The sequence below is a fragment of the Nocardioides sp. Root190 genome (genome assembly GCF_001428565.1).
Classification (GTDB): Bacteria; Actinomycetota; Actinomycetes; order Propionibacteriales; family Nocardioidaceae; genus Nocardioides.
In genome coordinates this window covers 72167-96292 of the sequence record NZ_LMIA01000014.1, presented here as the reverse complement: position 1 = coordinate 96292, position 24126 = coordinate 72167, and the positions used below count along the sequence as shown (strand labels likewise).

Here is a 24126-nt window from a genome sequence, read left to right as displayed (position 1 = left end):
GGCGGGCATGGGGATCGAGTTCAGTGGGGTCAGCAAGACCTATCCCGACGGCACGGAGGCGGTTGCCGAGTTCTCCTGCTCCGTCCCGTCGCACCGCACCCTCGCACTGGTCGGGACGTCCGGGTCGGGCAAGACGACGCTGATGCGGATGGTCAACCGGATGATCGATCCGACGACGGGCACCGTGCTCATCGACGGGAGCGACGTCCGTGACCTCGACAAGGTCGCCCTGCGCCGGTCGATCGGCTACGTCCCGCAGGCGGGCGGCCTGCTGCCCCACCGCAAGGTGATCGACAACGTGACCACCGTGCCGGTGCTCTGCGGTACGCCGAAGGCGCAGGCCCGCGCGGATGCCCTGGAGCTGCTCGCCAAGGTCGGTCTCGACCCCTCGCTCGCGAAGCGCTACCCGGGTCAGCTCTCCGGCGGCCAGCAGCAACGCGTCGCCGTGGCACGCGCGCTCGCGGCCGATCCCAACATCCTGCTGATGGACGAGCCCTTCGGGGCGGTGGACCCCATCGTGCGCCGCGACCTCCAGGACCAGCTCCTGGCACTCCAGTCCGAGCTCGGCAAGACGATCGTCCTGGTGACCCACGACATCGACGAGGCCTTCCGGCTCGGTGACCAGGTGATCATCCTCCGCACCGGCGGGATCATCGCCCAGTCCGGCAGTCCGCAGGAGATCGTGGCCGCGCCGGCCAACGACTTCGTCCGCGACTTCATCGGCGCGGACCGCGCCGAACGCACCCTGCGCACCGTCGACCTCGACGGTCGACAGGTCGTCGTCGACGGTGACGACCGTCCGGTCGGGGTGCTGTCATGAGGCGCCGCGGATGACCTGGTTCGAGCTCAACCAGGATCTGGTCTGGGACCTGCTCGGACGGCACGCACGACTGGCCATCCCTGCGGTCCTGATCAGCGTGGTGATCGCGATCGTGCTGGGACGGATCGCGTGGCGCTGGCCCCGCGTCGGTTCCGTGGTGCTCGGCATCTCGAGCCTGCTCTACTCCGTGCCCGCACTCCCCCTGCTCATCGTGATCCCGGTGATCCTGTCCGTGCCGTTGCGCAGCGAGACCAACCTGGTCATCGCCCTCTCCGTCTACGGCACGGCCCTCCTCGCGGGTACGGCGGCCGACGCCTTCCGGTCCGTCGACATCCGGGTGCGGGAAGCGGCCGAGGCGATGGGCCACTCCCCCACCGGGATCTTCTGGCGCGTGGACCTGCCGCTCTCGCTGCCCGTGCTGCTGTCCGGCATCCGCGTGGTCGCGGTGAGCACCGTCAGCCTGGTCACCATCGGGGCACTGGTCGGGATCTCGAGCCTCGGCAGCCTGCTCACCGACGGCTTCCAGCGCAACATCCGCGAGGAGGTCGCCATCGGCGTGGTCGGCACGATGCTGCTCGCCATGGCCCTCGACCTCCTGATCGTGGCACTGGGCGCCGTCCTCACCCCGTGGCAGCAGCGCACGAAGGCAGGGGCGACGACATGAGCCTGTTCGGCGACGCCATCGCCTGGATCGGGGACGGCTCCCACTGGGGTGGTCCCGGCGGCATCGATGCGCGTCTGCTGCAGCACCTGTGGATCACCTTCGCCGCCGTCCTCGTCGCCGCGGTCCTCGCGCTCCCGCTCGGCATCGTGATCGGCCACACCGGACGCGGCCGACTGCTCGTCGTCGGACTGGCCGGCGCCGTCCGCGCCGTACCCACCCTCGGCCTGCTCACCCTGCTCGGCCTCTGGCTCGGCATCGGCATCGAGGCGCCCCTGCTCGCCCTCGTCACGCTCGGCTTCCCGTCCCTGCTCGCCGGCGCCTACGCCGGTATCGAGGCGGCCGACCGCGGTGCCGTCGACGCCGCCCGCGCCATCGGGATGAGCGAGTGGCAGCTGGTGACGCGGGTCGAGATCCCCCTCGGCGCCGACGTCATCCTCGGGGGCCTGCGCGCGGCGACACTGCAGATCGTCGCCACGGCCACACTCGTGGCCTACATCTCCGACAACGGCCTCGGCCGCTACCTGTTCGCCGGTCTCAAGACCCGCGACTACCCCCAGATGCTGGCCGGCGCGATCCTCGTCGCGCTGCTGGCACTCCTCCTCGATCTCGCGCTGGGCTCTCTCCAGCGTGCGAGCCGGCGCCCTCCCCGTGGCGACGTCTCCCCGACCCGCAGCCCCGCTGGGGCTGCGCCTTCGAAAGGTTGACCATGACCCGCATCCGCAAGGGGTTCGGCCCCGTGCTCGCCCTGGTTGCCGCCGGCAGCCTCGCGCTGTCCGCGTGCGGCGACTCCGACCCGCTGGCCTCCGGCGGTGGCGACGGCGAGACCATCGTGATCGGCTCTCAGGACTACTACTCCAACGAGATCATCGCCGAGATCTACGCCCAGGCACTCGAGGCCGACGACATCGAGGTCGAGCGCACGTTCAGGATCGGCCAGCGCGAGGCCTACCTGCCCGACATCGAGTCCGGCGACATCGACCTGTTCCCGGAGTACACCGGCCCGCTCCTCATCGCGCTGGAGCCGGACGCGACGGCCACCAAGCCGGAGGAGGCCTACGCCGCCCTCGGTGACGCGCTCCCCGAGGGCCTGCGCCTGCTCGACGCCTCCCCCGCCACGGACCAGGACTCCTACGTCATCACCAAGGAGTTCGCGGACAAGTGGGACATCACGACGATCGAGGACCTCGCCAAGGTCACCGATCCGCTGGTGTTCGGCGCCAACTCCGAGGCGGAGTCCCGGCCCAACGGCCCGAAGGGCCTCAAGGACACCTACGGCGTCGACGTCACCTTCACGCCGATCGAGGACAGCGGCGGCCCGCTGACCGTCAAGGCGCTCAACGACGGCGACATCCAGGTCGGCCTGATCTACACCGCGGACCCCTCGATCAAGAAGAACGACCTGGTCACCCTCGAGGACACCAAGGGCCTGTTCCTCGCCTCTGCCGTGGTCCCCGTGGCGAGCGACGACGTCAGCGACGATGCCGCCGCGATCATCAACGAGATCAGTGCGGCGATGACGCCCGAGGACCTGATCGCGCTCAACCAGCGCAGCGTCGACGAGAAGCTGCCGGCCGCGACCATCGCCAAGGACTGGCTCGCCGAGAACGACCTCGGCTGAGAGTCACCCTCCGTGACCCTCGGCATCACCGGCTCCACGGGAGCGCTCGGGCAGATCATCGCCCGGGCGCTCTCGGAGCGCGGACTCGAGCAACGCCTGCTGGTCCGGGACCCGTCGCGGGCACCCGACCTGGAGGGCGCCACCCTCGCCACGACGTCGTACGCCGACCGCGAACTCGCCCGACGCTCCCTCGAGGGCGTCACGACGCTGTTCATGGTCTCGGGCGCCGAGGCCGCGGACCGGCTCGACCAGCACCGCACCTTCATCGACGCCGCCGCCGAGGCGGGCGTCGGCCACGTCGTCTACACCTCCTTCTACGGCGCCGCCGTCGACTGCGCCTTCACGCTGGGCCGCGACCACTGGGCCACCGAGGAACACCTGCGCTCCAGCGGCATGGCGTTCACGTTCCTGCGCGACAACTTCTACCTCGACTTCCTGCCCGACCTGGTCGGCGAGGACGGCGTCATCCGCGGCCCCGCCGGCGACGGCCGGGTGGCTGCGGTGACCCGCGACGACATCGCCCGCAGCGCGGTCGCCGTGCTCACCGATGTCGGCGCCCATGCCGGGACCACCTGGGACCTCACCGGCCCCGAGTCGGTCTCGCTCGCCGAGGTCGCGACCATCCTGACGGCCCACACCGGCCGACCGGTGACCTACCACGACGAGACCCTCGAGGAGGCCTACGCGTCCCGGCTGCGCTGGCCCGCCCCTCAGTGGCAGTACGACGCCTGGGTCTCCACCTACACTGCGATCGCCCGCGGTGAGCTGGCCGGCGTGACCGACCACGTGCAGCGGCTCACCGGACGCGCCCCCACCGGGCTGGCGTCGTACCTCGACTCGAAGGAGCAGCCATGACCGCGGTCGCGCTCGTGTTCGCGGGGCTCGCTGCCCTGCTCCACGTCTACATCTGGGTGATGGAGTCGTTGACCTGGACCAGCCCGAGGACCCGGGCGACCTTCGGCACGAGCGAGGCGGAGGCCGAGGCGACCAAGGAGCTCGCCTTCAACCAGGGCTTCTACAACCTCTTCCTGGCCGTCGCGATCGCCGTCGGTCTCGGCGCATTCGCGGCCGACGAGGACACCGTCGGGACCACGTTGGTCCTCGCTGGCGCAGGCTCGATGGTGGCGGCCGCGCTCGTGCTCCTGCTGTCCTCGCCCGACAAGGCCCGCGCCGCGATCACGCAGGGTGCCTTCCCGGTCGTCGCGGTCGTCCTGCTGGCGATCGGTCTCTAGGGCGCGTCTCCCTAGAGCAGCGCACCGACGGTGCTCGGCGTGAAGCCGGGGAACACGGCCGCCGAGGACGCGCCCATCCGCTTCACCACGACCTCCGCGAGCACGCTGCGGTAGTCGGTGGTCACGGAGAGGTCCCCGTTGGCCTCGTTGACCAGGCCGGGCCACTGGCCGTGGTGCCCGCCCTTGACGCCGGCGCCGAGGAGCAGCATCACGTTGCCCCAGCCGTGGTCGAGGCCGTAGTTGTTGTTCTCCTTGGTACGCCGACCGAACTCCGAGAACGCCACGACCGTCACCTTGCCACCGAGCCCACCGAGGTCGGTGAAGAAGGCCGCGAGCGCCGTGGCGAACTCCTCGGCCATCCGTTGCATCTGGCCCCAGGCCAGGGTGCCGAGGTCGACGTGGTGGTCCCAGGAGCCGGAGTCGACGGTGATCACCTCGGCGCCGACGTCACCACGGATGGTCCGGGCCGTTGCGGCCAATGCCTTGCCGAGGTCGGTCGAGGGGTACGACGCCCCGTTGGCCGGCGTCGCCGAGGTCGCCTTCACCGGCGTGAAGTCGTCGATCGCCTGCATCGCGGAGCGTGCGCCCGCCCCCAACGATCCACCGAAGCTGCGCCAGGTGGTCTGCATCGACCTGGTCCGCCGGCCGCCGACGTCCCACTTGTCGACGCCGGCGAGCCGCATGTCCCCGATCGTCTCGAGCGCGACCGTCGGCTGCGGTCCGCTGAGCGAGGCCGGCGGGAGTGATCCGCCGAGGTGCACGGCCTGCAGCGGGCTGGTGAAGGTGTCGCGCCCGATCAGCCGGTTGAGCCAGCCGGTGCGCGTGAGCGAACCCGGGGCGGCGTCCTCCACCTCCTCCATCGCGGCGAAGTGCGAACGGTTCGGCGCAGGCAGACCTGCCGCGTGGACGGCGGCGATCCTGCCGTCGTTCCACATCGGCAGCAGGGGCGCCAGCTGGGGGTGGAGTCCGAAGAAGGAGTCCTTCGCGAGCAGCTGCGAGGCCGGGATCGCGATCCGCGGTCGGGCGGCGTAGTACGCAGGATCACCGTGCGGGACGACCAGGCTCATCCCGTCGACCGCGCCACGCATCGACAGCACGACCAGCACGGACGGGGCCGACGGGGCGCCCGTCGCGAGCGGCTGCGCCCACGACGTCTCGACGAAGGTCGAGCCGAAGAGCGCCGTCGTGGTCAGGCCGGCACTCAGGGCACCCCGGAAGAGGCCGCGCCGCGACATGCCGGAGAACTCCGGGCAGCCGCAGTCGGTGTCGTCAGTGCTCTCGGCCATGGGTCACCTCGTCATGTGGGTCGGGCAGTCGAGGAACACCGTCAGCAGGCGCGCCATCTCGTACTTCACGACCTGGTGGTTCGCCGTGATGGACGTCGCGGGTGTGCAGCCGGTCGCCTCGCAGGCGGCCTGCAGGAGCAACGAGGTCGAGCCGCGACCGTGGATGGTCCGCGCGAGGTGGTCGACGAGCTGGTCGAAGCGGATCCTGTCGGCGGGCAGCCACGACCGCGCCGTACGGAAGCGGACGCCGACCTGCGGCCACCAGCCTCCGGACATCGTGTAGTGGAGGTCGAGCGAGTTCAGGAACCGCGACGTCGAGGACCACGCGGCGGCCGTGTCTGGTCGCCCGTCGGGCGGCTGCCAGGAGAACGGGCGCAGCCCGAGCGAGGAGGTCTGCCAGAGGATCTCGTTGGCGGCGACCTCGGCCTCACCGTCCCGCGGCGCGGCGGTGATCGTGGCTCCGAGGGAGCGCCAGGTGGCGACGACGTCCTCGGTGGGGTTGCGGACCTTCTTGCCGGTCCCGTAGGCGCCGCGGAACTCGGTCGAGGTGACCAGGCTGCGCAGCACGGGCCGGATGTCGGTGTTGCTGGCGAGGTAGACCTTCGCCAGCCTGGCGACGAGCGCGTCCGTCGGGGTGTCGGAGACGAAGCGTCGGGCGAGCTTGAACGCGATCCGGCGTGCCGTCGCGGGGTGGCGCGCGAGATGGCGGAGGTACGCCGTGAGGACCGCCCGCCCGTCCGGTGCGGCGTTGGCGTGGGAGAAGCCGAGGACCCCGACCGGCCCGGTCCAGTGGTGGGCAGGGTCGTAGGAGAAGGTCCACGTGCGCCAGCTGTCGATGCGGTAGCCGGTGAGGATGCGGGCGGAGGTCTTGACGTCGTCCTCGTCGAAGTTGCCGCGCCCCACGGTGTGGAGCTCCAGAAGCTCGCGACCGAGGTTCTCGTTCGGAGCCACCTTCGAGGAGTTCGCGTTGCCGAGGTAGACCGCCATCGCCGGGTGCGTGATCGCCGCGGCGAGCATGTCGTCGTACCGACCGAGCGCGAAGCGCCGGATGGTCTTGCCGTACGACGAACGGAAGGGCCCGACCTCGCCCTTGGCCGGCACGTGGAGGTGGTTCTCCCAGAAGTCGGTCATCGTCTCGAGCACCTGGCGCTGGGAGCCGAGTCGCCGCACGAGCGTCCAGCGCTCGTAGTTGGCGTCGGCCAGCCACATCCCCTCGATGCCCTCCTGGTCGCGTCGCCAGATCTCGCTCGCGGACGCGTTGATCGAGGTCCACCACCGCGACGTGTCGGAGGACCAGCCGTCGCTGTAGGAGCCGCCCAGCTGCTTCTCGAACCACTTGGTGAAGCCACCGGCAGCGATCACCTGCTTGTTCAGCGCAGGCGTGTAGCCGCTGGTGAACCTCTTCAGCTGGTGCAGGGTGGCCGCGGTCGGGATCGCGGTCCGGGTCCAGGCGCGCGGCAGGTAGACGGCCGCCTCGGCCGGCGAGGCGACGCCGGCGGACACCGCCACGGCTCCGACAGCCGGGAGCGCGACCAGCGCGCGACGCGATGCAGCGCCCACCCCGAGCCTCCTCACCTCGACCCTCCCCCCGGAAGGTCCTGTGAGCGTAGGCGCGACGAACCGGCCTCCAGCAGGGTCGAACGGGCACGGCTGGGACGCCACAACGGGCCATGGCACCCGGGACGACTGCCCGACCCCTGGGCGGGTACCCGACCTCCATGGACGAGAACCAGCCGACCGAGTCCCTGCGCGCACTGGTGCTCTGCTGCACCTTGCGGAAGTCGCCGTCGAGATCCAGCTCGGAGCTGATCGGCCGGCGCCTCCTGGAGGCCTTGCGCGCCCACGGCGTCGAGGGTGAGCAGGTCCGCGTCGTGGACCAGCAGGTGGCGTTCGGCGTCGGGGTGGACGAGGGCGACGGCGACACCTGGCCGGAGCTGCGCGCGAAGATGCTTGCCGCCGACATCCTGGTGATCTCGACACCCATCTGGATGGGCCAGCCCGCGTCGGTGTGCAAGCTGGTGCTCGAGCGGTTGGACGCCGAGCTCGGCGAGACAGACGACGAGGGCCGGACGCTGACCTCGGGCAAGGTCGCCGGAGTGGCGGTCGTCGGCAACGAGGACGGCGCCCACCACGTGTCGGCAGAGGTCTACCAGGCGCTCAACGACGTCGGCTTCAGCCTGCCGGCCAACGCCGTGACCTACTGGGTCGGCGAAGCCATGCAGGGCACGGACTACCAGGACCTCGATCCCGAGCCCGAGAAGACCGCCGCGACGACGACCACCCTGGCCGCCAACCTCGCACACCTCGCGTCGCTGCTGCGAGCGGCGCCCTACCCGCCGGCCTGAGCTCCTGCCGTCAGGGGGGCGTCAGGCGGGGGCGTCGGCCTCCAGCACGAAGAAGTACGGCGGCGCGTCGCGCAGGTCCATGCAGCCGAGCAGGGTCCGCTCGTCGATGCGGCGGAACAGGTCGATGATCGGCAGGTGGTCGTAGCTCATCCCGGCCGTGACGACGCCGCGGTACTCCACGTTGCGCAAGCGGGCCCGCGCCTTCTTCGTGCGCAGCGCCGGAAGGGCCGCGCCCATGACCTGGCGTCCCCGGGTGATGACGCCCTCGGGGATCTTGTCCACGATGCCGAAGGGGATCCGGCGGGGGTCGACGGACACGATCTTGCCGGCGGGGGTGCGGAACAGCAGCGGGTGGACCTCGTCGACGGAGTCGAACTGCTTTCCGTACCAGCCCGACGCCTCCAGGAGTCCGTCCATCGGGTGACCGGTCCCGAGCTCTCGCCCGTGCCAGCGGCCGGTGATCTCCTCGGCCCGCACGGCCGGCAGCGAGTCGAACAGCTCGAGGGCGTCGGCGAGGTCGCAGGCGGGCTCGAGCTCAGCCAGTCGGACAGCGGGAATGACAGTCATGCTGTCATTGTGTCCCGTGAGCGGTCATTCGTGTGCACTGGCCCGCTGCTTGACCTCGGCCCAGGCGAATCGCTGCCGCAGGGTCGCCCCGCTGGGTGCACCCACCTGCTCCCTGGCCCACTCGCTGTAGTCGGCGAAGGTGCCGGCACTGCCGGGCGACGCGAGGTAGGCCGTGACGATGTCCACGACGTCCTGGTCGCTCCAGCGCCGCGAGGTCGACCGGGTCTTGTTCGTCGCGACGCCCGCGCGTGAGCACGCTTCGTTCCACGACCCGAACCGCCGGATCACCAGCGCCGGGGAGGCCGCTTCGCGGCCGCGTTGCCAGGCGTCGTACGACGACGCGGTGAGCGGCTCCCCCAGCTCGGCCGCGGCCGCCGCGATCGCAACGGCCAGCTGCTCGTCGCTGAAAGCTGGGGTCCGCATGGGGCCGACGATAGCGCTGCGTCGTGACCAGACCAGCCCGCGCCATTCGTCGGCCGGTCCTCAGCCATTCCTCGGCCATTCCTCGGCCATTCCTCGGCCATTCCTCGGCCATTTGTCCGCCAGGCACGAAGAACCCCACCAATCGTCGGTCTTCGGGGCCGTGATGCACGACACCTCCCGCGGCCTACTTTCGACTCGCGCGGGCCGCCGGCCGGTCCGCCCCGAAGGAGTCACGACATGCCTTTCCTCACCCCCGACGCACCGCCGGCCGATCCGGCAGAGTTCCTCACCCGACCCCGGCAGGAGCGGATCCACTTCCTCGCCACGTTCTGGGCCGAGTTCGGCTTCGGCACCCCCAAGATGGTGCACACGATCTACATCGTGAAGCTGCTGGTCCTGTCCATCGGCGGCGGCATCGCTCTCGCGACGCTCACCTCCGACGTCGGAGGCATGTTCGACGTCGGTGCGTGGTGGGACGAGCCGGTGATCTACCAGAAGATCGTGCTCTGGACGCTGTTCCTCGAGCTGTTCGGGATCGGCGGCACGTGGGGCCCGCTCGCGGCGCACTTCAAGCCGATGACCGGCGGCATCGCCTACTGGGCGCGACCGGACACCATCCGGCTCCCCCCGTGGCCGGGCAAGGTCCCCTTCACAGCGGGCGACAACCGCAGCGTCTTCGACGTGCTGCTCTACCTCGTGACGCTCGGCAGCTTCATGTATGCCATCGTCGCCGGCAGCTCGACCAGCATCGGCGGCCTGGGCGGCATCGAGATGGTCGACCCCGTCCTGATGGCGGTCTCCGCCGGCCTTCTGGTCCTGTGCGGCCTGCGCGACAAGATCCTCTTCCTCGCCGCCCGCGGCGAGCAGTACGTGCCGATCCTGGTCATCTCCGCACTCGCCGGCAGCGTGCTCACCTTCACCGACTTCATCGTCGCGGCCAAGGTGATCATCGTGATCGTCTGGGTCGGCGCCTCGATCTCCAAGCTCACCCCGCTCTTCGAGCTGGTCATCCCGCCGATGGTCTCCAACGCGCCCTTCGTGCCGAAGGCCCTCAAGCGTGCCCACTTCCGCTCCCTGCCCGACGACCTGAACCCGTCGCGGCTGGCGTGGGTCATGGCGCACGTCCTGGGCACGCTGGCCGAGCTCGCCGTCCCGCTCGTCCTGCTGTTCAGCACGAACTGGACGATCACGCTGCTCGCCGTCAGCTCGATGGTGCTGTTCCACCTCTTCATCACCCAGACGTTCCCGCTGGCGGTCCCGTTGGAGTGGAACATCGTCTTCTCCTACATCACGATCTTCCTGTTCGCCGGCCACTTCGCGGGCGACGGCTACGGTGTCGGCGACTTCAGCGAGGGCTGGATGCTGCCCGTGCTCGTCGCGCTCCTCGTCTTCTTCCCCGTCCTGGGCAACCTCCGGCCCGACCTGGTGTCCTTCCTGCCCTCGATGCGCCAGTACTCGGGCAACTGGGCGTCGGCCACCTGGGCGTTCAAGCCCGGCGCCGAGGCCAAGCTCAACCAGCTCAAGAAGCCCGCGAAGAACCAGGTCGACCAGCTCATCGAGGGCATGGGCTACGAGCCCGACGTTGCCGAGATGACGATGCAGATGACGCTTGCCTGGCGGGCGATGCACGCCCAGGGCCGCGGCCTGTTCTCCGTCATGCAGAACTACCTGGGCGAGGAGTACGAGACCTACTCGCTGCGCGAGGCGGAGTTCTGCTGCAACGCGATCATCGGCTGGAACTTCGGCGACGGCCACCTGCACGACGACCAGCTCATCGAGGCCATCCAGAAGCGGATCGGCTTCGAGCCCGGCGAGTTCGTCGTGGTGTGGGTCGAGTCGCAGCCCCTGCACAAGAAGACGCAGGAGTACTTCGTGATGGACGCGGCGCTCGGCATCGTGGAGCGCGGCACGTGGCTCGTCGCCGACTGCGTCAAGACGCAGCCGTGGTTGCCCGACGGCCCGGTCCCCGTCGAGGTGACCTACCGCCACCCGGACCACCACCCGGAGCTCGCCCAGCCGCCACGAGCCCACGCATGACCACGACGGCCACCGCCGACAGCCTCGCCCGGATCCCGTTCCTCCGTGAGGAGCGGGATCCGGGCGGTCGCTGCCTCGGCGATGGCGAGCGCACCCTCGACAACGCGGCCTTCGCCGCAGCAGTACGACGCCTCGCAGGTCGGCTCGCCGAGCTGGGCATCTCCCCCGGCGACAACGTCGCAGTGATGCTGCCGAACTGCGCGGAGATCGTCACCACGATGTTCGCGGCGTGGCACCACGGCTCGGCGCTCACGCCCGTGAACCCGGCACTGACCGACGACGAGGCCCTCTACCAGCTGGAGGACTCGGCCTCGGCCGTGCTCGTGGGTGAGGAGCGGGCACGAGCCCTGGCCGAGCAGCTCGAGATCGCCTGGGTGGACGTCAGCTCGATCCACGCCGGCTCGCACGCCGGCCCCGGCAGCCACCTGCCGGAGAGTCCGCCCCTGGCCCAACCCGACGACTTCGCCCTGGTGATCTACACGAGCGGCACGACCGGGCGTCCCAAGGGGGTGCTGCTCGACCACGCCAACATCTCGGCGATGAGCTCGTCCCTCGTCGAGCACTTCCAGCTCACGGCCGACGACACCAGCCTGCTCGTGCTCCCCCTCTTCCACGCGAACGGGCTCATCGCCAGCGTGGTCTCGGTGCTGCGCGCCGGAGGGGACGTCGTGGTCGCCCCACGCTTCTCGCCGTCGACCTTCTGGGACCTCGTCGAGGCCCACCGCCCGACGTACTTCTCGGCCGTGCCGACGATGTACGCCGTCCTCGACGCCACCACCGAGCGCGAGGTCGACACCTCCTCGCTGCGGTTCGTGATCTGCGGTGCGGCCCCGATGCCGGCCGAGCTGATCACCCGCTTCGAGCAGCGCTTCGGCATCGCCGTCGTGGAGGGGTACGGCCTCTCCGAGGGCAGCGTCGCCTCGACCATCAACCCGGTAACCGGGCCGCGCAAGCCCGGCACGGTGGGCATCGCGCTGCCCGGCCAGGAGGTGGCCGTCATCTCCACCACCGGCGAGCACCTGCCGACAGGACTGCGCGGCGAGGTGGTGATCCGGGGTGCGAACGTCATGCGGGGCTACCTCGGGCGCCCCGAGGAGACCACCAAGGTGCTCCGCAACGGCTGGCTGCACACCGGCGACGTCGGCACCATCGACGAGGACGGCTACCTGCGCATCGTCGACCGGATCAAGGAGCTGATCATCCGCGGCGGCGAGAACATCTACCCCAAGGAGATCGAGGAGTGCCTCTACGGCCACCCGGCCGTCCTCGAGGCGGCGGTCGTCGGCCAGCCCGACCCCGTGCTCGGCGAGGTGCCGGTCGCGTACGTCGCCGCCAAGCCCGGCCTGGCGGTCAGCGAGGACGAGCTGAGGGCCCACTGCGCGGCGTCCCTGGCGCGCTACAAGGTCCCCGAGGCCGTCCACGTCCTGGCCGAGCTGCCGAAGAACTCCGTCGGCAAGCTGGTCAAGGCACGCCTGCGGGAGCCCGCCAACGACTGACACCGGCGCAGTTCCCTCTTTGTGCGGCGGGACCAAACCCGGTCCCGTTCGTTCGTATCCTTCAGACAGTGACGTACGTCACTGCACTTATGCCACGATGCGGAGATGCCAGACGTGATGACCGACAGGTTCACGACGAGCGCCCTGGTCGAGAAGGTCGCCGCCAACCTGCACGACAAGATCGGCGAGCTGAGCAACGCGATGCGGGACCGTCTCTCGACCCGGATCGTCGAGCTCGAGGGCGAGGGCGCGATCTTCGACCTGCTCTACGCGAGCATCGAGGGCAACGTCGAGAACATCCTCCACTCGCTGCGCCACGACATCGTGGTGGACAACATCGAGCCACCGTCGGCGGCCTACGAGTACGCCCGTCGCCTGGCCCAGCGTGGCGTCCCGGTCAGCGCACTGGTCCGCGCCTACCGCCTCGGACAGCAGTTCCTGCTCGAGCAGGCGTTCCACGAGTTCGAGACGGTGGACGCCGAGCCTGAGCAGCGGGCAGCCGGCCTCGAGCGCGTCGTCGCGGTCACCTTCGACTACATCGACTGGATCTCCCAGCGTGTCATCACCGTCTACGAGAGCGAGCGCGAACGCTGGCTGGCCGAGCGGAGCAGCGCGCGGGCCAGCCGGGTCGACGACATCCTCGCCGGCACCGAGACCGACGTCGACGCCGCCGAATCCGTGATCGGCTACCGGCTCCGTGTCCCCCACCTCGGCGCCGTCCTGTGGGTCCACGAGACCGGCACCCAACAGGACCAGCTCTCCCGCTTCACCAAGGCGGCCGGCGCGATCGCCGAGCACCTCGGCTCCAAGCGGATCCCCCTCGTCATCCCGCGCGACCGAGCGAGCGCGTGGGCCTGGTTCGCCGTACGGGAGGACGTCGAGCCCGACCTCGACGTGATCCGCTCCCTGCTCGGCGAAGCCGGTGGGCCGCCCGTCCCGATGGTGGCCTTCGGTCGCCCGCAGTCCGGACTCGCCGGCTTCCGTCGTACCCACGAGGAGGCGGTCAAGGCCCAGCAGGTCACGACCATCCGCGACGACCCGACGCACCCCGTCACCAGCTTCGGCGAGCCCGGCCTCAAGGTCGCCTCCCTCCTGGCGCACGACCTCGACCTGACCCGCGACTGGATCCACGACACCCTTCGCGAGCTCGCACTCGACGACGAGCACCACGACCGCCTCCGGCACACCCTCCTGCTGTTCTTCCAGCACGAGAGCAGCTACACCGCCACGGCCGAGGCGATGCTGATGCACAAGAACTCCGTCAAGTACCGCATCGCCTCCGCGGAGAAGGCCCTCGGCCGCTCCATCAGCACCGACCGCCAGGCGATCGAGCTCGCCCTCACGGCGTGCAACTGGCTGGGCCCTGCTGTGCTGGTGTGACGGCGCGAGCGCGGCTGGTCACCGGGTGACGGAGAGGACCACGCACCTCGGTGGAGAAAACGGCGCACTTCGCGGGAGAAGCACGCGCACTTCGCGGGACAACGGGAGCGGCGGATTTGTGCGCGGCGACCACACCCACCGACGAAGTCCATCGCGCCGGCCCATGCACCGGCCCTCGCCCGCACCGTAGGTTCGTGTCATGGCTGACGTGATCGTGATCGGCAGCGGCCCCAACGGGCTTGCTGCTGCACTGACCCTGGCCCGGGCCGGGGCCGATGTGACCGTTCTCGAGGCGAACGACGAGATCGGGGGCGGCACGCGGACGGTCCAGCCGTTCGGCGACGGGATGCTCGTCGACCACTGCGCAGCCATCCACCCGATGGCGCACCAGTCGCCGGCGATGGCGGGCCTGGACGCGCACGGGCTGGCGTGGGCGTGGCCGGAGATCGACGCCGCCCACCCGCTCGACGAGGGTCCGGCAGGCCTGTTGCACCGCTCCCTCGAGGAGACCGCCGCCGGGCTGGGCGCGGACGGCCGTCGCTGGCAGCGACTGTTCGGGTCGCCGTCGCGTGCCTACGACCGGCTCGCGCCGGACATCCTCGGCCCCGTGGTGCACGTCCCCCGTCACCCCCTGCTGATGGGCCGCTTCGGCGCGCCGACCGTCCTGCCGGCGGCGCTGCTCGCGCGGTACTTCCGCACCGAGAAGGCACGCGCCCTGTTCCTGGGTACGACGGCGCACGCGATGCGGCCGTTGACCGAGGTCGTCTCCTCCGCGATCGGCGTGGGCATCCTGACCGCCGGTCACCACGACGGCTGGGCCGTCGCCGTCGGCGGCACCCAGTCGATCTCCACCGCGATGGCCTCGGCGCTGGTCGAGGCGGGCGGCAAGATCGAGACCGGGGTGCGCGTCACCTCGCTCACGCAGCTGCCACGCGCGGACGCCGTGCTGCTGAACCTCTCCCCCACCGCGGCGCTCGACCTGTACGGCGACCAGCTGCCCGCAGGCACCCGCCGCTCGTACCGCAGGTACCGCTACGGCCCGGCGGCCTTCAAGGTCGACTTCGCCGTCGAGGGCGGCATCCCGTGGCGCGATCCCGACGTCGGCCGTGCGGGCACCGTCCATCTCTCCGGCGGCGCCGAGGAGATCATCGCCAACGAGAAGACCATCGCCGCGGGCCGGCTCCCGGTGCGGCCCTTCGTCCTGCTCGCCCAGCAGTACCTCGCCGATCCCTCCCGCTCCCGCGGGAACGTGCACCCCGTCTACAGCTACGCCCACGTGCCGGCCGGGTACGACGGGGACGCCACCGAAGCCGTCATCGCCCAGGTCGAACGCTTCGCGCCGGGCTTCCGGGAGCGGATCGTGGACCAGCACGTCACCAGCCCCGCCCAGTTCACGGCCTTCAACGCCAACTACGTCTCCGGGGACATCCTCACCGGGTCGAAGACGCCCGGGGCCCTGCTGTTCGGACCTCGTCCGGGCCGCAATCCCTACCGGACGGGCGTTCCCGGCGTCTACCTGTGCTCCGCCGCCGCCCCTCCGGGCCCCGGTGCGCACGGCATGGTCGGCTACCGCGCCGCCCAGCTCGCGATCCGCGACCTCCGCCTGGGCTGAGCCCCGGCGGGTCAGCGGGTGGCGAGCAGGAAGAACGCGACGACGACGAACACACCGGCCACCACCTGACAGGTGGTCGCGCCCCGCTTCAGGACCGCGATCCGTTGCAGCCGCTCCTCGCCCTGGATGGCGTCGACGACGAGGGTCGAGACGTGCGACCTCCCCCAGGCGCCGAGGGTGAAGAGGAAAACGCCGATCACCAGGCAGGTCAGGGCATCGAGGACGCTGCTCACTTGTCGGCTCCCGCCTGGTCGGTCCCGAGAGGCTGCTCCCACGAGGTGATGTCGTAGGGGTCGCTGGGCCGGTAGGCCGCCTCGTAGCGGATGTCGGCCTCCCGCAGCTCGCCGGCGAGCCACTCGCTCCAGATCGCCTGGGTCCGCTCCGACACGAGCACGGCACGGAGGTCCTCGCGCACGCCGGCGAGCGTCGCAGCGGCGGGCTGCTGCACGCGGCTGACGACCCCGACGTTCCAGCCCTGGGTGCCCTCCACCGGGCCGTAGGCCTTGCCGGCTCCGGTGCGGAAGACCGCGTCGGCGACGTCCGGCAGCAGGTCGGCTCGGGACACCGCCCCGAGGTCGCCGCCCTTCTCGCGGGTCGCCGCGTCGATGCTCACCCGGCGGGCCAGGGCCACGACGTCGGCGCCGCCGTCGAGCTCGGTCCGCACCTCCTGGCCCTCGGCCCGGCTCTCGACGACGATGTTGCTGATGACGCGCCGTTCCGGCGTGCCGAGGTCGGCCTTGCGCTCCTCGAAGGCGACCGCCACGTCGGCGTCGCTCACGGTGACCTCGCCGGAGACCTCGGCGAGGAGCGCACGGAGCTCGAGCTGGCGTCGTACCTCCTCGATGACGGCGTCCTCGGAGGTGTTCACGTTGCCCAAGGAGTCGAGGAACTGGTCCCGATCGCCCTCGAACCTGCTGGCGACGAAGGCGGTGACCGCCTCGTCCACCTCGGCCTGGGACACCTCGATCCCGGCATCGTCCACCGCACCGTCCAGGACCAGGCTGATCGCCATCGACTTCGCTGCCTGGCGGCGGAAGTCGTCGAGGCCCTCGTCGCCGAGCGGCTCCTGGATGCCGTAGAGGGCGCGCAGCGAATCGTTGCGGGCGTCGAGGTCGTCGATGCTCACGACGTCCTCGCCGACACGGAAGGCGGTCCCGTCCGGTGCCTCGTCGGCCCAGGGACGCCAGACCAGCAGTCCGGCGGTGACGACGGCCAGCACGGCGACCGCGATGAGGACCTTCTGCTTCATCACACCTTCTCCAGGATCTTGACCTCGGGAACGGCCGCCTCGGCGCTCTCGTCCTCCGGCTGCTCGACCGCTTCGGGCAACAAGGCCCACACCAGCAGGCGGGAGACACCCAGCGCCACGGCCACGGTGAGGGCGAGCAGCAGTCCGAAGCCCTGGATGAGCCCGAGGTCGGAGAGGACGAGCACGGCGTACCCGGTGGCCGATGCGGCGGCGGCGAGGTCCACCGCGCGGCCGATCCGCGGATCACCGCGTCGCTGCCCGAGGGCCAACAGCACCGTGAACTCGCACGCCACCGCCGCGGTCAGTGAGCCCAGGCCGGCGGTCATCGGGGTCAGCGTGGCCCCGGTGACGGCGATCCCCAGCGCGACCAGTCCCGAGGCGAGAGCGGCCGACATCATGGCGACCAGCGCGACCTTGTGGTCACGGAGCAGGAGGAGCAGGGCGATGCCGGCGGCGCCGATGCCCAGCAGGGCACCGAGCAGTCGCTCGTCGTCCATCGCCTCCTGGGCGGAGACCGCGACCATCGGCAGTCCGGCGACATCGACCTCGACGCCCGCCGGGGCGCTCGCCGCGACCTCCTCGAGGTAGTCGCGCAGCGTCGCCAGACGCTCCACGTCGCGCAGATCCACGCCGTAGGTCATCACGGCCATCTGACGGTCGTCGCTGACCACGCTCGATGCGAGGTAGCCCGGCAGCAGCCGCAGTGCCGCGTCGACCTCGGACGGCTCCGGCTCGGTCCCGAGGAAGGACAGCACGTCCGCGGGCGAGAGGACAGCACTGAGCTCGTCGCCGTGCCGCGCGATCACGTCGCGTCGGGTCTCGCTCATCCATGCGAACGTCTCGGCGTCGAGCACGTCGTCGCCGCGTACGACGAGCGCGACCTCGCCCGAGGCGCCGATCACCCGCTCGACGTCACGCGCATCGTCGTACTCCCCCAGACCGTCCGCGAGGGCGGTGAAGTCGGACTGCATGGTGAGCGAGGGGAACAGCGCCCAGCCGACGGCGGCACCGACCACCGGGACCAGCAACAGCAGGCGACGGTCCCGGCGCCGGATCGTGCGTCCCCGACGCACGGGGGCGGGCAGGGGAACGATCTCCTCGGCGACCTCCTGCGGACCCCAGCGGTGCACGGCCAGGGAGGCCAGGACGGTGACGACGAGGCCGATCGCGAGGCTGATCCCGAGGTCGGCGACCGCGGGCACCGGCGCGACGGCGAGCGCACCGAAGCCGGCTGCAGAAGCCAGGGCCGCGGCCACGACCGTACGACGCCCGGCACCACGGTGCAGGTAGGTCATGAAGTCGGAGCCGATCCCCAGCAGGACCGGCAGGAAGGCGACCGCCGTGAGCGCCAGCGGACGACCGACCCAGCCGGCCACCGAGAGGGTGGCGCCGGTGCCGAGCAGTGTCGCGGCGAGGGGCAGCAGGCGCAGGCGGCGACGGGTCCAGCTGGTCAGGAGGAACCACGCGCCCACCGCCAGCACGGCGACCCCGCCGAGGAGCGGGACCTCGTGGCGGACCTGCTCGCCCAGCGCCGCGACCACGGCAGGGATGCCGGTGACCGTCGTACGACGGGTGTCGACGGCGCTGTCGTCGACCGCGGCCTCGACCGCGGCGACGAGGTCCTCCGTGTCGCTCTGGGCCAGGGACGGATCGGGCCGGACCAGCACCGCGACGGCGTCGGGTCGGGGCACGAGGAAGTCCCACTGGGGGCGAGGATCACCCTCGTCGTTGAAGATCACCCGGTTGACGAACGTCTGGTTGTGCAGCGTCGGGAGACCGCCGGGCATGCCGCGGGAGAGCAAGGCGGAGTAGCGCTCGTCGAACCCGCGGGTCGCACGGCTGCCAGCCGCCTCGACCTCCTTCGCCGTTCCCCCGGCCTCCCGGGCATCGTTCTCGGCCTTGGCCCGCAGCCCGTCCCGGTAGCCGCCCAGCTCGGCGAGCAGGTCCTGCGCCTGGCCGGCGATCTGGTTCAGCACCGTGCCGGGACCGTAGACCGCCTTCACGTGTGGCAGTGCGGCCAGCTCCCCCTCGAGCTGGAGCAGCGCCGGGAGGTTGTCCTTGAGGAGCAGCTGTCCCGCCTGCGCCGATTCGAGGAGCACGACGATCGGGTCGCCCCCGAACTGCTCGGCCATCGCGGCGGTCGCCCGGACCACCCGGTCGTCACGGGGGACGAACTCGTCGACGCCCGTCTCGACCTCGACGCGCAGCAGCCCGACCACGATCAGCGCGAGCACGCCGAGGGCCGCGGCCACGCCAGGCAGGTAGCGTGGCCGCGGTGTCCTCAGGGCGCGGAAGGTGCGCATTACGGGATCGGGTCCTCGGTGATTCGCGGGTACTCGCCGGTGAACTCGGCCGGGTCGTTGTGGGTGCCCGGCGCCGGGTAGGGGTTGTACATCGTCGTCGGGCTGGCGCCGACCGGGAGGTTCAGCGAGCTCAACCCCAGGATCGGCTTGACCCGTGCGATCGGCCCGTTCTGGTCCGAGGACCCGACGAAGCCGATGAAGTTCGTCCAGTAGGAGACCAGGTCACGGCCGTACGGCTTGAGGTAGGCGAGCATCGGGTTGAGGTCGGCGACGTTGACCTGGAGCGTCTCCAGCAGCGGGCTGGTGGCCTTCTGCATCGGGCTCAGCCTGGTCAGCGTGGCCGGCGCCCGGTCGAGCGTCGTGTCCAGCGAGGGCAGCATCCCGCGCAGGTCCTCGGTCGTGGCCGGCAGCTCCAGCAGCGCGGCGCTGAGGTCCGGCGAGGCCGCGCGGAGGTTGCGCGACACCGTGCCCAGCGGCGAGGTCAGCGTGGCGAGGCTGTCGCTGGCCCGCTCGGTCGAGACGAGCAACGAGGGCAGGGCCCGCATGATCGCCTTGACGTCGTCCTCGTGCCCGGCCGTCACGGCCGTGAGGGTCTGCGCGTCGCGGGTCAGGTCCACGATCCGACCCTGCTGGGTGTCGAGGGCGTCGAGGACCGTCGTCGAGGACTGCACCAGCGAGCGCAGGTCCTCCGACTGTGCGGCGAGCGCCTCGAGCGCGCCCGAGTTCTCGCCCAGGTCGCCGAGCCCGGTGAGGACGGCGTCGACGTCCTCCCGGGTGTCCTTCGTCGCGGCCCCGCCGGAGCGGATCAGGGCCGAGAGGTCCTTGCGGGTGGTCGCGTCGAGGCTGGTCAGGACGTCGTTGAGCTGGACGCTGCCCCGGGCGACACTCGCGGGAAGCGTGGCCCCGTCGGCGTAGGCCGCGCCGTCACCGTCGACGATCTCGAGATAGGTCTCCTCGATCATCGTCTTGTTGCGGACCGTGATGATCGCGCCCTCGTGGAGGGGAACGGCCTCGGGGTCGAGGTCGAGGGTGACCATCGCCTTGTCGTCCTTGATCTCGATCCGCTCGATCGCGCCCACCTCGACACCCGCGATGCGGACGTCGGACTGGAAGACGAGGTTGTCGATGTCGTCGTACGGCACCGTCACCTGGTAGCCGGCCTTGGAGAGCAGCGGGAGCTTGCCGCCGGCCTGGAGCCACAGGAAGCTGAAGACCGTCGCGCACACGGCGAGGAAGGCCACGAGCACGAGTCCACGCAGCTTCGGCACGCTCTGGTACGGAATGCGCATCAGCCCAGCCCTCCGATCGTCTCGGGCGAGAGCTGGAAGAGCCCTCGCAGGATCCCGCGGTTGGCGTCGCGGAGGCTGACGACCGAGTTCGTGTTGTAGACGAAGGCAGCGACGTCGTCGAGTCGCGGCACGAGCATCTGGGTCAGCGGTCGGGCGTCCGCGCTCAGCGGACGCAGGTCGCCCGCGATGGTGCGCAGGTCGGGCGCCACGGCCCGGAGATCACTGACCACCGGACCGGCCTTGTCCAGCACCGGCTCGGCCTCGCGGATGAAGTCGTCCAGCTCGTCGACGCTGCCGTTGAAGCTCTTCAGCGCCCCGGGCAGCTCGTCGCTGGCCTTGCGGACGTTGGCCAGCGTCGGGTCGAGCTGGTTCGCCAGGCGCACCACACTGCTCGACGTCGAGCGCAGCTCACGCGACAGCTCGGGGAGCTGGGCCAGGGTGGCGTCGAGGTTCTCGCGCTCCCCCGACAGCGTGCCGAGGGTGAGGTTCAGCGACGTCGCCATCCGCTCCAGCCGTACGTCGTTCTTGCCGGCGGCCTCGGAGACGTCGGCCAGGGCGTTGACCAGGCGGGCCAGGCTCTTGCGCCGGGTCTCCAGCCGCTCCATGACCGGCGCGAGCTCCACGAGGAGCTCGTTGGTCCGGTCGAGGCCGGCGGGCAGCTTCTTCGGCGCGTTGACCAGCGCCACGTCCGACTCGGCGAACAGCGAGCTCATCGCGGCCTGGGTGTTCGAGTCGAGGTGGGCGAGCACGTCGTCGACCTGGATCGGCGAGACCGTCCGGTCGGCCGTGATGGTGTCGCCGTCCTCGAGGGCCGGTGCGTCCGCCGTCCCGGGGCTGATCTCGATGTACATGTCGTTGAGCGGGCTCTTGGGCCGCAGCAGCAGCTGCGCGTCGTCGCGCACGACCTGGCCGTTGTCGATGCGCAGCTCCAGGCGTGCCATGCCCTCGTCGGTGATGCCGGCCGAGCGGATGTCGCCCACCTGGACCCCCGCGATCCGGACCTCCTGGCCGTTGCCGGGGCTGATGCCGGCCGCCTCGTCGAGCTCGACGTAGAGCGTGTAGCGGTCCTCCCACGGCGGGTTGAACCGCTGGTTCGCGAGGAAGTACCCGCCGACGGTCGTGCCGAGCGCCACCAGGACGGCGTAGGCGATCAGGTTGCGACCGAGGCCGGGCTCGCTGCGGGCCCGCTCCCAGAACTTGGTCAGTGAGCGCTTCATCACCGCTCCCCCTTCACGACAGCGTTGATCAGTTGTTCGAGGCTGATCGGCAGACCGGCGAGCGAGCCGGGACCGACGCCGGGGAGGAAGGAGACCATCGAGCCGTTCTCGTCGGTCATGTTGGCCTGGGCCAGGTTGGAGAACATGTAGCCCGTCTCCTTGTAGAGCGGCCGGTCGGCGCCGCCACCGGCGTACTCACCCGTGCCGTGCCACGGCGACATCAGCTGTTCCAGCACCGGACCGTTCACCCGGTCGAGCACCGGTCCCTGCAGGTTGTCGACCGTCGCGTCGAGGTCACGGCTGATCGGGATCAGCGTCGTCACCAGCGGCCTGGCGTCACGGAGGACTCCGCGCAGGTCGCGGACGACCGGCCGGGCCCGGGCCAGGACCGGGTCGGCCTGCTCGAGCAGGCGCGACAGCTCCTGGACCGCCGGACGCGCCGGGTCCGCGGTGTCCTCGAGCGAGGTCAGGACACCGTCGAGGCTGTCCAGCAGGGTGGCCGTCTCATCGAGGCTCGAGGGCATCGTGCGGGCCGCCTCGGCGATGTCGTTGCGGCGCCCGTCGAGCACCTCCGCGGTCGTGGCGAGGTCCTCGACGGTCTCGCCGAGACGGACGTTCTCCGAGGAGAGGACGGTCGAGGCGTTCTCGCCGCCGTCGACCAGGGCGGAGAGGTCGCGATCAGGCTGGGTTCCCTGCAACGCACGCAGCACCTCGTCGGTTGAGCGCAGCGTTCCGGGCGCCGACTCGAGCAGGTCCCGCAGCGCGCGGGTGCCGTCGGCCTCGAGCGTTGCGTCGAGGGCCTTGGTGCTGCTGCGGACACCCGTGCGGGCGTCCGCGGCGAAGGCGCTGGCGACGCCGTCCAGCTCGACCGGCAGCTGGGTCCGCTCGACGGGGATCGTTCCCTTGAACTCGCCACGACGGCCACCGGGGATGATCTCGAGGTAGTAGTTGCCACCGAGCAACGTGGTCGGCCGGACCCGCGCCGACGGCGCCGTACCCATGGCCTTGCGCGCATCACCGTCGACCTTGACCTCGACCGTGGTCAGCCCGTTCTCGTCCTCGATGGACCGGACGATGCCGACCTCGACCCCGGACATCTTCACGTCCGACACGGCGCTGCGCAGCCGGTGCGCCTCGGTGAACTGGATCTGGACGGTGTCGCCCGGTCGCAGCATCGCGGCGAGCTGTGCCTTCTGGAACAGCAGCGCGCCGGACACGGCCGCCACCGCCACGAAGATCTTGCCCAGCTGCAGCGTCGTCAGGCGGGGACGACGCGGTCCGCGCTTCACGGCGCTCCTTCTCCTCGACGTCTTCGACGTCTTCGACGTGTTCGACCTCTTCGACATCGTCCTCACCAGGTCTCTCCGGGGGCCGGGTACGGGTCACGCGTGGCGGCGCCGGGCAGGCCCACCGACTCCACGCCGGGCAGCAGCAGGATCCGCAGCCAGTGGCCGGCGCTGTCGCCACGCCCGAGGGCGCCGGAAGCGTTCGTGTGGAAGTAGGCGATGTCCTCGGCGTAGTCGCCGAGCACGCTCGCGAGAGGAGCGGCACTGCTCGCGGTCTTGAGCAACTGCTGGGCCAGCGGTCGGGCATCGCCCACGAGGCGGTCCAGCGCCACGACGCCGGTCTCGGCGTCCTTGTTGACGTCCGGCATCTTCGCGAGCGGCGTCACCGCCTCCCGGAGGAAGGCGCGCAGGTCGGGGGTGGAGCGGCCGAGCGCAGTGGCGCCCGGGCGGACCTGGCGCATCGCGACCGCGAGGTCGGCGAGGGGCGTGTCGAGCCCGGTCAGTGCCGAGTGCGCGGCGTCGAGGGTGTCCGGCGCCTGGTCGAGGGAGGCCCGGACCTGGTTGCCGTCGTCGGCGGCGAAGGCATCGACCGTCACCGCCATCTCGTCGATCAGGGCCGCGAGCTCCTCGTCCCGGGTCGCCAGGCGTCCGCTGAGCCGGTCCGCCGAGAGGAGCAGGTCCTCGAGGGGCGCTCCCTTGCCGGCGGCCAGCGCCCGGGACACCTCGCCGGTCGAGCGGAGGATCTCCGGCGCGTTACGGGTGACGGCGTGCAGGTCCTCGCTGTGGCCGATCATGCCGCCGCCGAGGTTCTGCAGGGCGGTCGCGGCCTCGGCCCGGGTCGCCTCGTCGAAGGTGTCGAGCAGCTCGTTGATGTCCTCGGTCTTGACCGTCTGGTCGGCCGGGATGATCGCGTCGGAGCGGAGGGCGCCGGTGGAGGGGTCACCCGGGTCCAGGGTCACGAACTTCTGACCGAGACCCGACCGGTCCGAGATCCGCGCGGCCTGCGCGTTCTCGTACAGCTCGGTGTCGGGGTCGTCGAGCTTGAGCACGGCGACGGCCTGGCCGTCCTCGAGTCGCAGGTCCTCGACGTAGCCGACCCGGTTGCCCGCGATGCGCACGTCGTCGCCGGTGTTGAGGCCGCTGAGGTCCTCGAAGGCGACCAGGACCTCACGGCGCTCGGCGAGCGGCATGCCGTGGGTGGAGTTGAGGCCGAAGACCACCGCTCCACCGAAGAGCACGAGCACTGCGGTGCCGATGCCCAGCGGGCTGCGCAGCCAGGAGAACAGGGCGTTGTCGGTCATG

At 70.9% G+C, this 24126-nt stretch carries 22 protein-coding genes; 11 read left to right on the top strand and 11 right to left on the bottom strand.

Translation table 11 applies throughout. The features are described from left to right. Positions 1–7 precede the first annotated feature (7 nt). From ASE01_RS23200 to ASE01_RS23175, 6 genes are read left to right on the top strand one after another with little or no spacing between them, the layout of a single operon-like run. Positions 8–820 carry an ABC transporter ATP-binding protein gene (locus ASE01_RS23200; RefSeq protein ID WP_056758544.1) on the top strand — a complete coding sequence of 271 codons (813 nt, stop codon included), beginning with the start codon at positions 8–10 and terminating at the stop codon, positions 818–820. A gap of 10 nt (positions 821–830) precedes the next feature. Next, the gene (locus tag ASE01_RS23195; protein WP_056758541.1) at positions 831–1484 is read left to right on the top strand and encodes an ABC transporter permease; all 654 of its coding nucleotides are present in this window, start codon (positions 831–833) and stop codon (positions 1482–1484) included. Continuing rightward, positions 1481–2188 carry an ABC transporter permease gene (locus ASE01_RS23190; RefSeq protein WP_056758538.1) on the top strand — a complete coding sequence of 236 codons (708 nt, stop codon included), beginning with the start codon at positions 1481–1483 and terminating at the stop codon, positions 2186–2188. Before ASE01_RS23195 ends, ASE01_RS23190 begins: the two co-directional genes overlap by 4 nt. A gap of 2 nt (positions 2189–2190) precedes the next feature. Continuing rightward, positions 2191–3102, top strand: a complete 912-nt coding sequence (locus ASE01_RS23185) for an ABC transporter substrate-binding protein (protein ID WP_082606347.1) — start codon at positions 2191–2193, stop codon at positions 3100–3102. Between the two features lie 12 nt (positions 3103–3114). Continuing rightward, positions 3115–3957, top strand: a complete 843-nt coding sequence (locus ASE01_RS23180) for an SDR family oxidoreductase (RefSeq protein WP_056758535.1) — start codon at positions 3115–3117, stop codon at positions 3955–3957. Further along, positions 3954–4334: a DUF1304 domain-containing protein gene (locus ASE01_RS23175; RefSeq protein ID WP_056758532.1), complete on the top strand. Its 381-nt coding sequence runs from the start codon at positions 3954–3956 to the stop codon at positions 4332–4334. The genes ASE01_RS23180 and ASE01_RS23175 overlap by 4 nt, the downstream gene beginning before the upstream one ends. A gap of 11 nt (positions 4335–4345) precedes the next feature. Here the strand turns inward: ASE01_RS23175 and ASE01_RS23170 are convergent, their stop codons facing one another. Together ASE01_RS23170 and ASE01_RS23165 are read right to left on the bottom strand one after the other, a co-directional pair. Further along, on the bottom strand, positions 4346–5620 hold the full coding sequence (locus tag ASE01_RS23170) for a DUF1501 domain-containing protein (protein ID WP_056758527.1): 1275 nt from the start codon (positions 5618–5620) through the stop codon (positions 4346–4348). Positions 5621–5623: 3 nt separating this feature from the next. Then, entirely contained in the window at positions 5624–7180 is a 1557-nt protein-coding gene (locus tag ASE01_RS23165; RefSeq protein ID WP_056758524.1) for a DUF1800 domain-containing protein, read from the bottom strand. A gap of 158 nt (positions 7181–7338) precedes the next feature. On the opposite strand from ASE01_RS23165, the gene ASE01_RS23160 reads away from it, so the two are divergent. Then, positions 7339–7965, top strand: a complete 627-nt coding sequence (locus ASE01_RS23160) for a flavodoxin family protein (protein ID WP_056758522.1) — start codon at positions 7339–7341, stop codon at positions 7963–7965. Between the two features lie 21 nt (positions 7966–7986). Here the strand turns inward: ASE01_RS23160 and ASE01_RS23155 are convergent, their stop codons facing one another. Then, positions 7987–8532, bottom strand: a complete 546-nt coding sequence (locus ASE01_RS23155; protein WP_056758519.1) for a DUF4334 domain-containing protein — start codon at positions 8530–8532, stop codon at positions 7987–7989. A 24-nt stretch (positions 8533–8556) separates the two neighbouring features. Then, on the bottom strand, positions 8557–8955 hold the full coding sequence (locus tag ASE01_RS23150) for a homing endonuclease associated repeat-containing protein (RefSeq protein WP_056758516.1): 399 nt from the start codon (positions 8953–8955) through the stop codon (positions 8557–8559). A 237-nt stretch (positions 8956–9192) separates the two neighbouring features. Here ASE01_RS23150 and ASE01_RS23145 point away from each other — a divergent pair, with 237 nt between their 5' ends. The 4 genes from ASE01_RS23145 to ASE01_RS23130 all read left to right on the top strand — a co-directional run bounded on the left by ASE01_RS23145 (position 9193) and on the right by ASE01_RS23130 (position 15480). Next, positions 9193–10992 (top strand): DUF3556 domain-containing protein, encoded by a 1800-nt coding sequence (locus tag ASE01_RS23145; protein WP_056758513.1) that lies wholly within the window; start codon positions 9193–9195, stop codon positions 10990–10992. Continuing rightward, positions 10989–12488, top strand: a complete 1500-nt coding sequence (locus ASE01_RS23140) for a class I adenylate-forming enzyme family protein (protein WP_056758511.1) — start codon at positions 10989–10991, stop codon at positions 12486–12488. Before ASE01_RS23145 ends, ASE01_RS23140 begins: the two co-directional genes overlap by 4 nt. A gap of 105 nt (positions 12489–12593) precedes the next feature. Continuing rightward, the gene (locus ASE01_RS23135; RefSeq protein WP_082606345.1) at positions 12594–13868 is read left to right on the top strand and encodes a PucR family transcriptional regulator; all 1275 of its coding nucleotides are present in this window, start codon (positions 12594–12596) and stop codon (positions 13866–13868) included. A gap of 199 nt (positions 13869–14067) precedes the next feature. Beyond that, positions 14068–15480, top strand: coding sequence for a phytoene desaturase family protein (locus ASE01_RS23130; RefSeq protein ID WP_056758508.1), 1413 nt, complete (start codon positions 14068–14070; stop codon positions 15478–15480). A gap of 11 nt (positions 15481–15491) precedes the next feature. Here the strand turns inward: ASE01_RS23130 and ASE01_RS23125 are convergent, their stop codons facing one another. The 7 genes from ASE01_RS23125 to ASE01_RS23095 all read right to left on the bottom strand — a co-directional run bounded on the left by ASE01_RS23125 (position 15492) and on the right by ASE01_RS23095 (position 24125). Further along, positions 15492–15713, bottom strand: a complete 222-nt coding sequence (locus ASE01_RS23125; RefSeq protein WP_056758505.1) for a hypothetical protein — start codon at positions 15711–15713, stop codon at positions 15492–15494. After that, positions 15710–16729, bottom strand: a complete 1020-nt coding sequence (locus ASE01_RS23120; RefSeq protein ID WP_056758500.1) for a peptidyl-prolyl cis-trans isomerase — start codon at positions 16727–16729, stop codon at positions 15710–15712. Before ASE01_RS23120 ends, ASE01_RS23125 begins: the two co-directional genes overlap by 4 nt. Further along, on the bottom strand, positions 16729–18981 hold the full coding sequence (locus ASE01_RS23115; protein ID WP_056758498.1) for a hypothetical protein: 2253 nt from the start codon (positions 18979–18981) through the stop codon (positions 16729–16731). Before ASE01_RS23115 ends, ASE01_RS23120 begins: the two co-directional genes overlap by 1 nt. A 50-nt stretch (positions 18982–19031) precedes the next feature. Then, the gene (locus ASE01_RS23110) at positions 19032–20321 is read right to left on the bottom strand and encodes an MlaD family protein (RefSeq protein ID WP_056758497.1); all 1290 of its coding nucleotides are present in this window, start codon (positions 20319–20321) and stop codon (positions 19032–19034) included. Then, complete coding sequence (locus tag ASE01_RS23105) at positions 20321–21538, bottom strand: MlaD family protein (protein ID WP_056758494.1); 1218 nt, start codon at positions 21536–21538, stop codon at positions 20321–20323. Before ASE01_RS23105 ends, ASE01_RS23110 begins: the two co-directional genes overlap by 1 nt. Then, positions 21538–22827, bottom strand: coding sequence for an MlaD family protein (locus ASE01_RS23100; RefSeq protein ID WP_056758491.1), 1290 nt, complete (start codon positions 22825–22827; stop codon positions 21538–21540). Before ASE01_RS23100 ends, ASE01_RS23105 begins: the two co-directional genes overlap by 1 nt. Positions 22828–22889: 62 nt before the next feature. Continuing rightward, positions 22890–24125, bottom strand: a complete 1236-nt coding sequence (locus ASE01_RS23095; protein ID WP_056758488.1) for an MlaD family protein — start codon at positions 24123–24125, stop codon at positions 22890–22892. Position 24126: the final 1 nt, after the last annotated feature.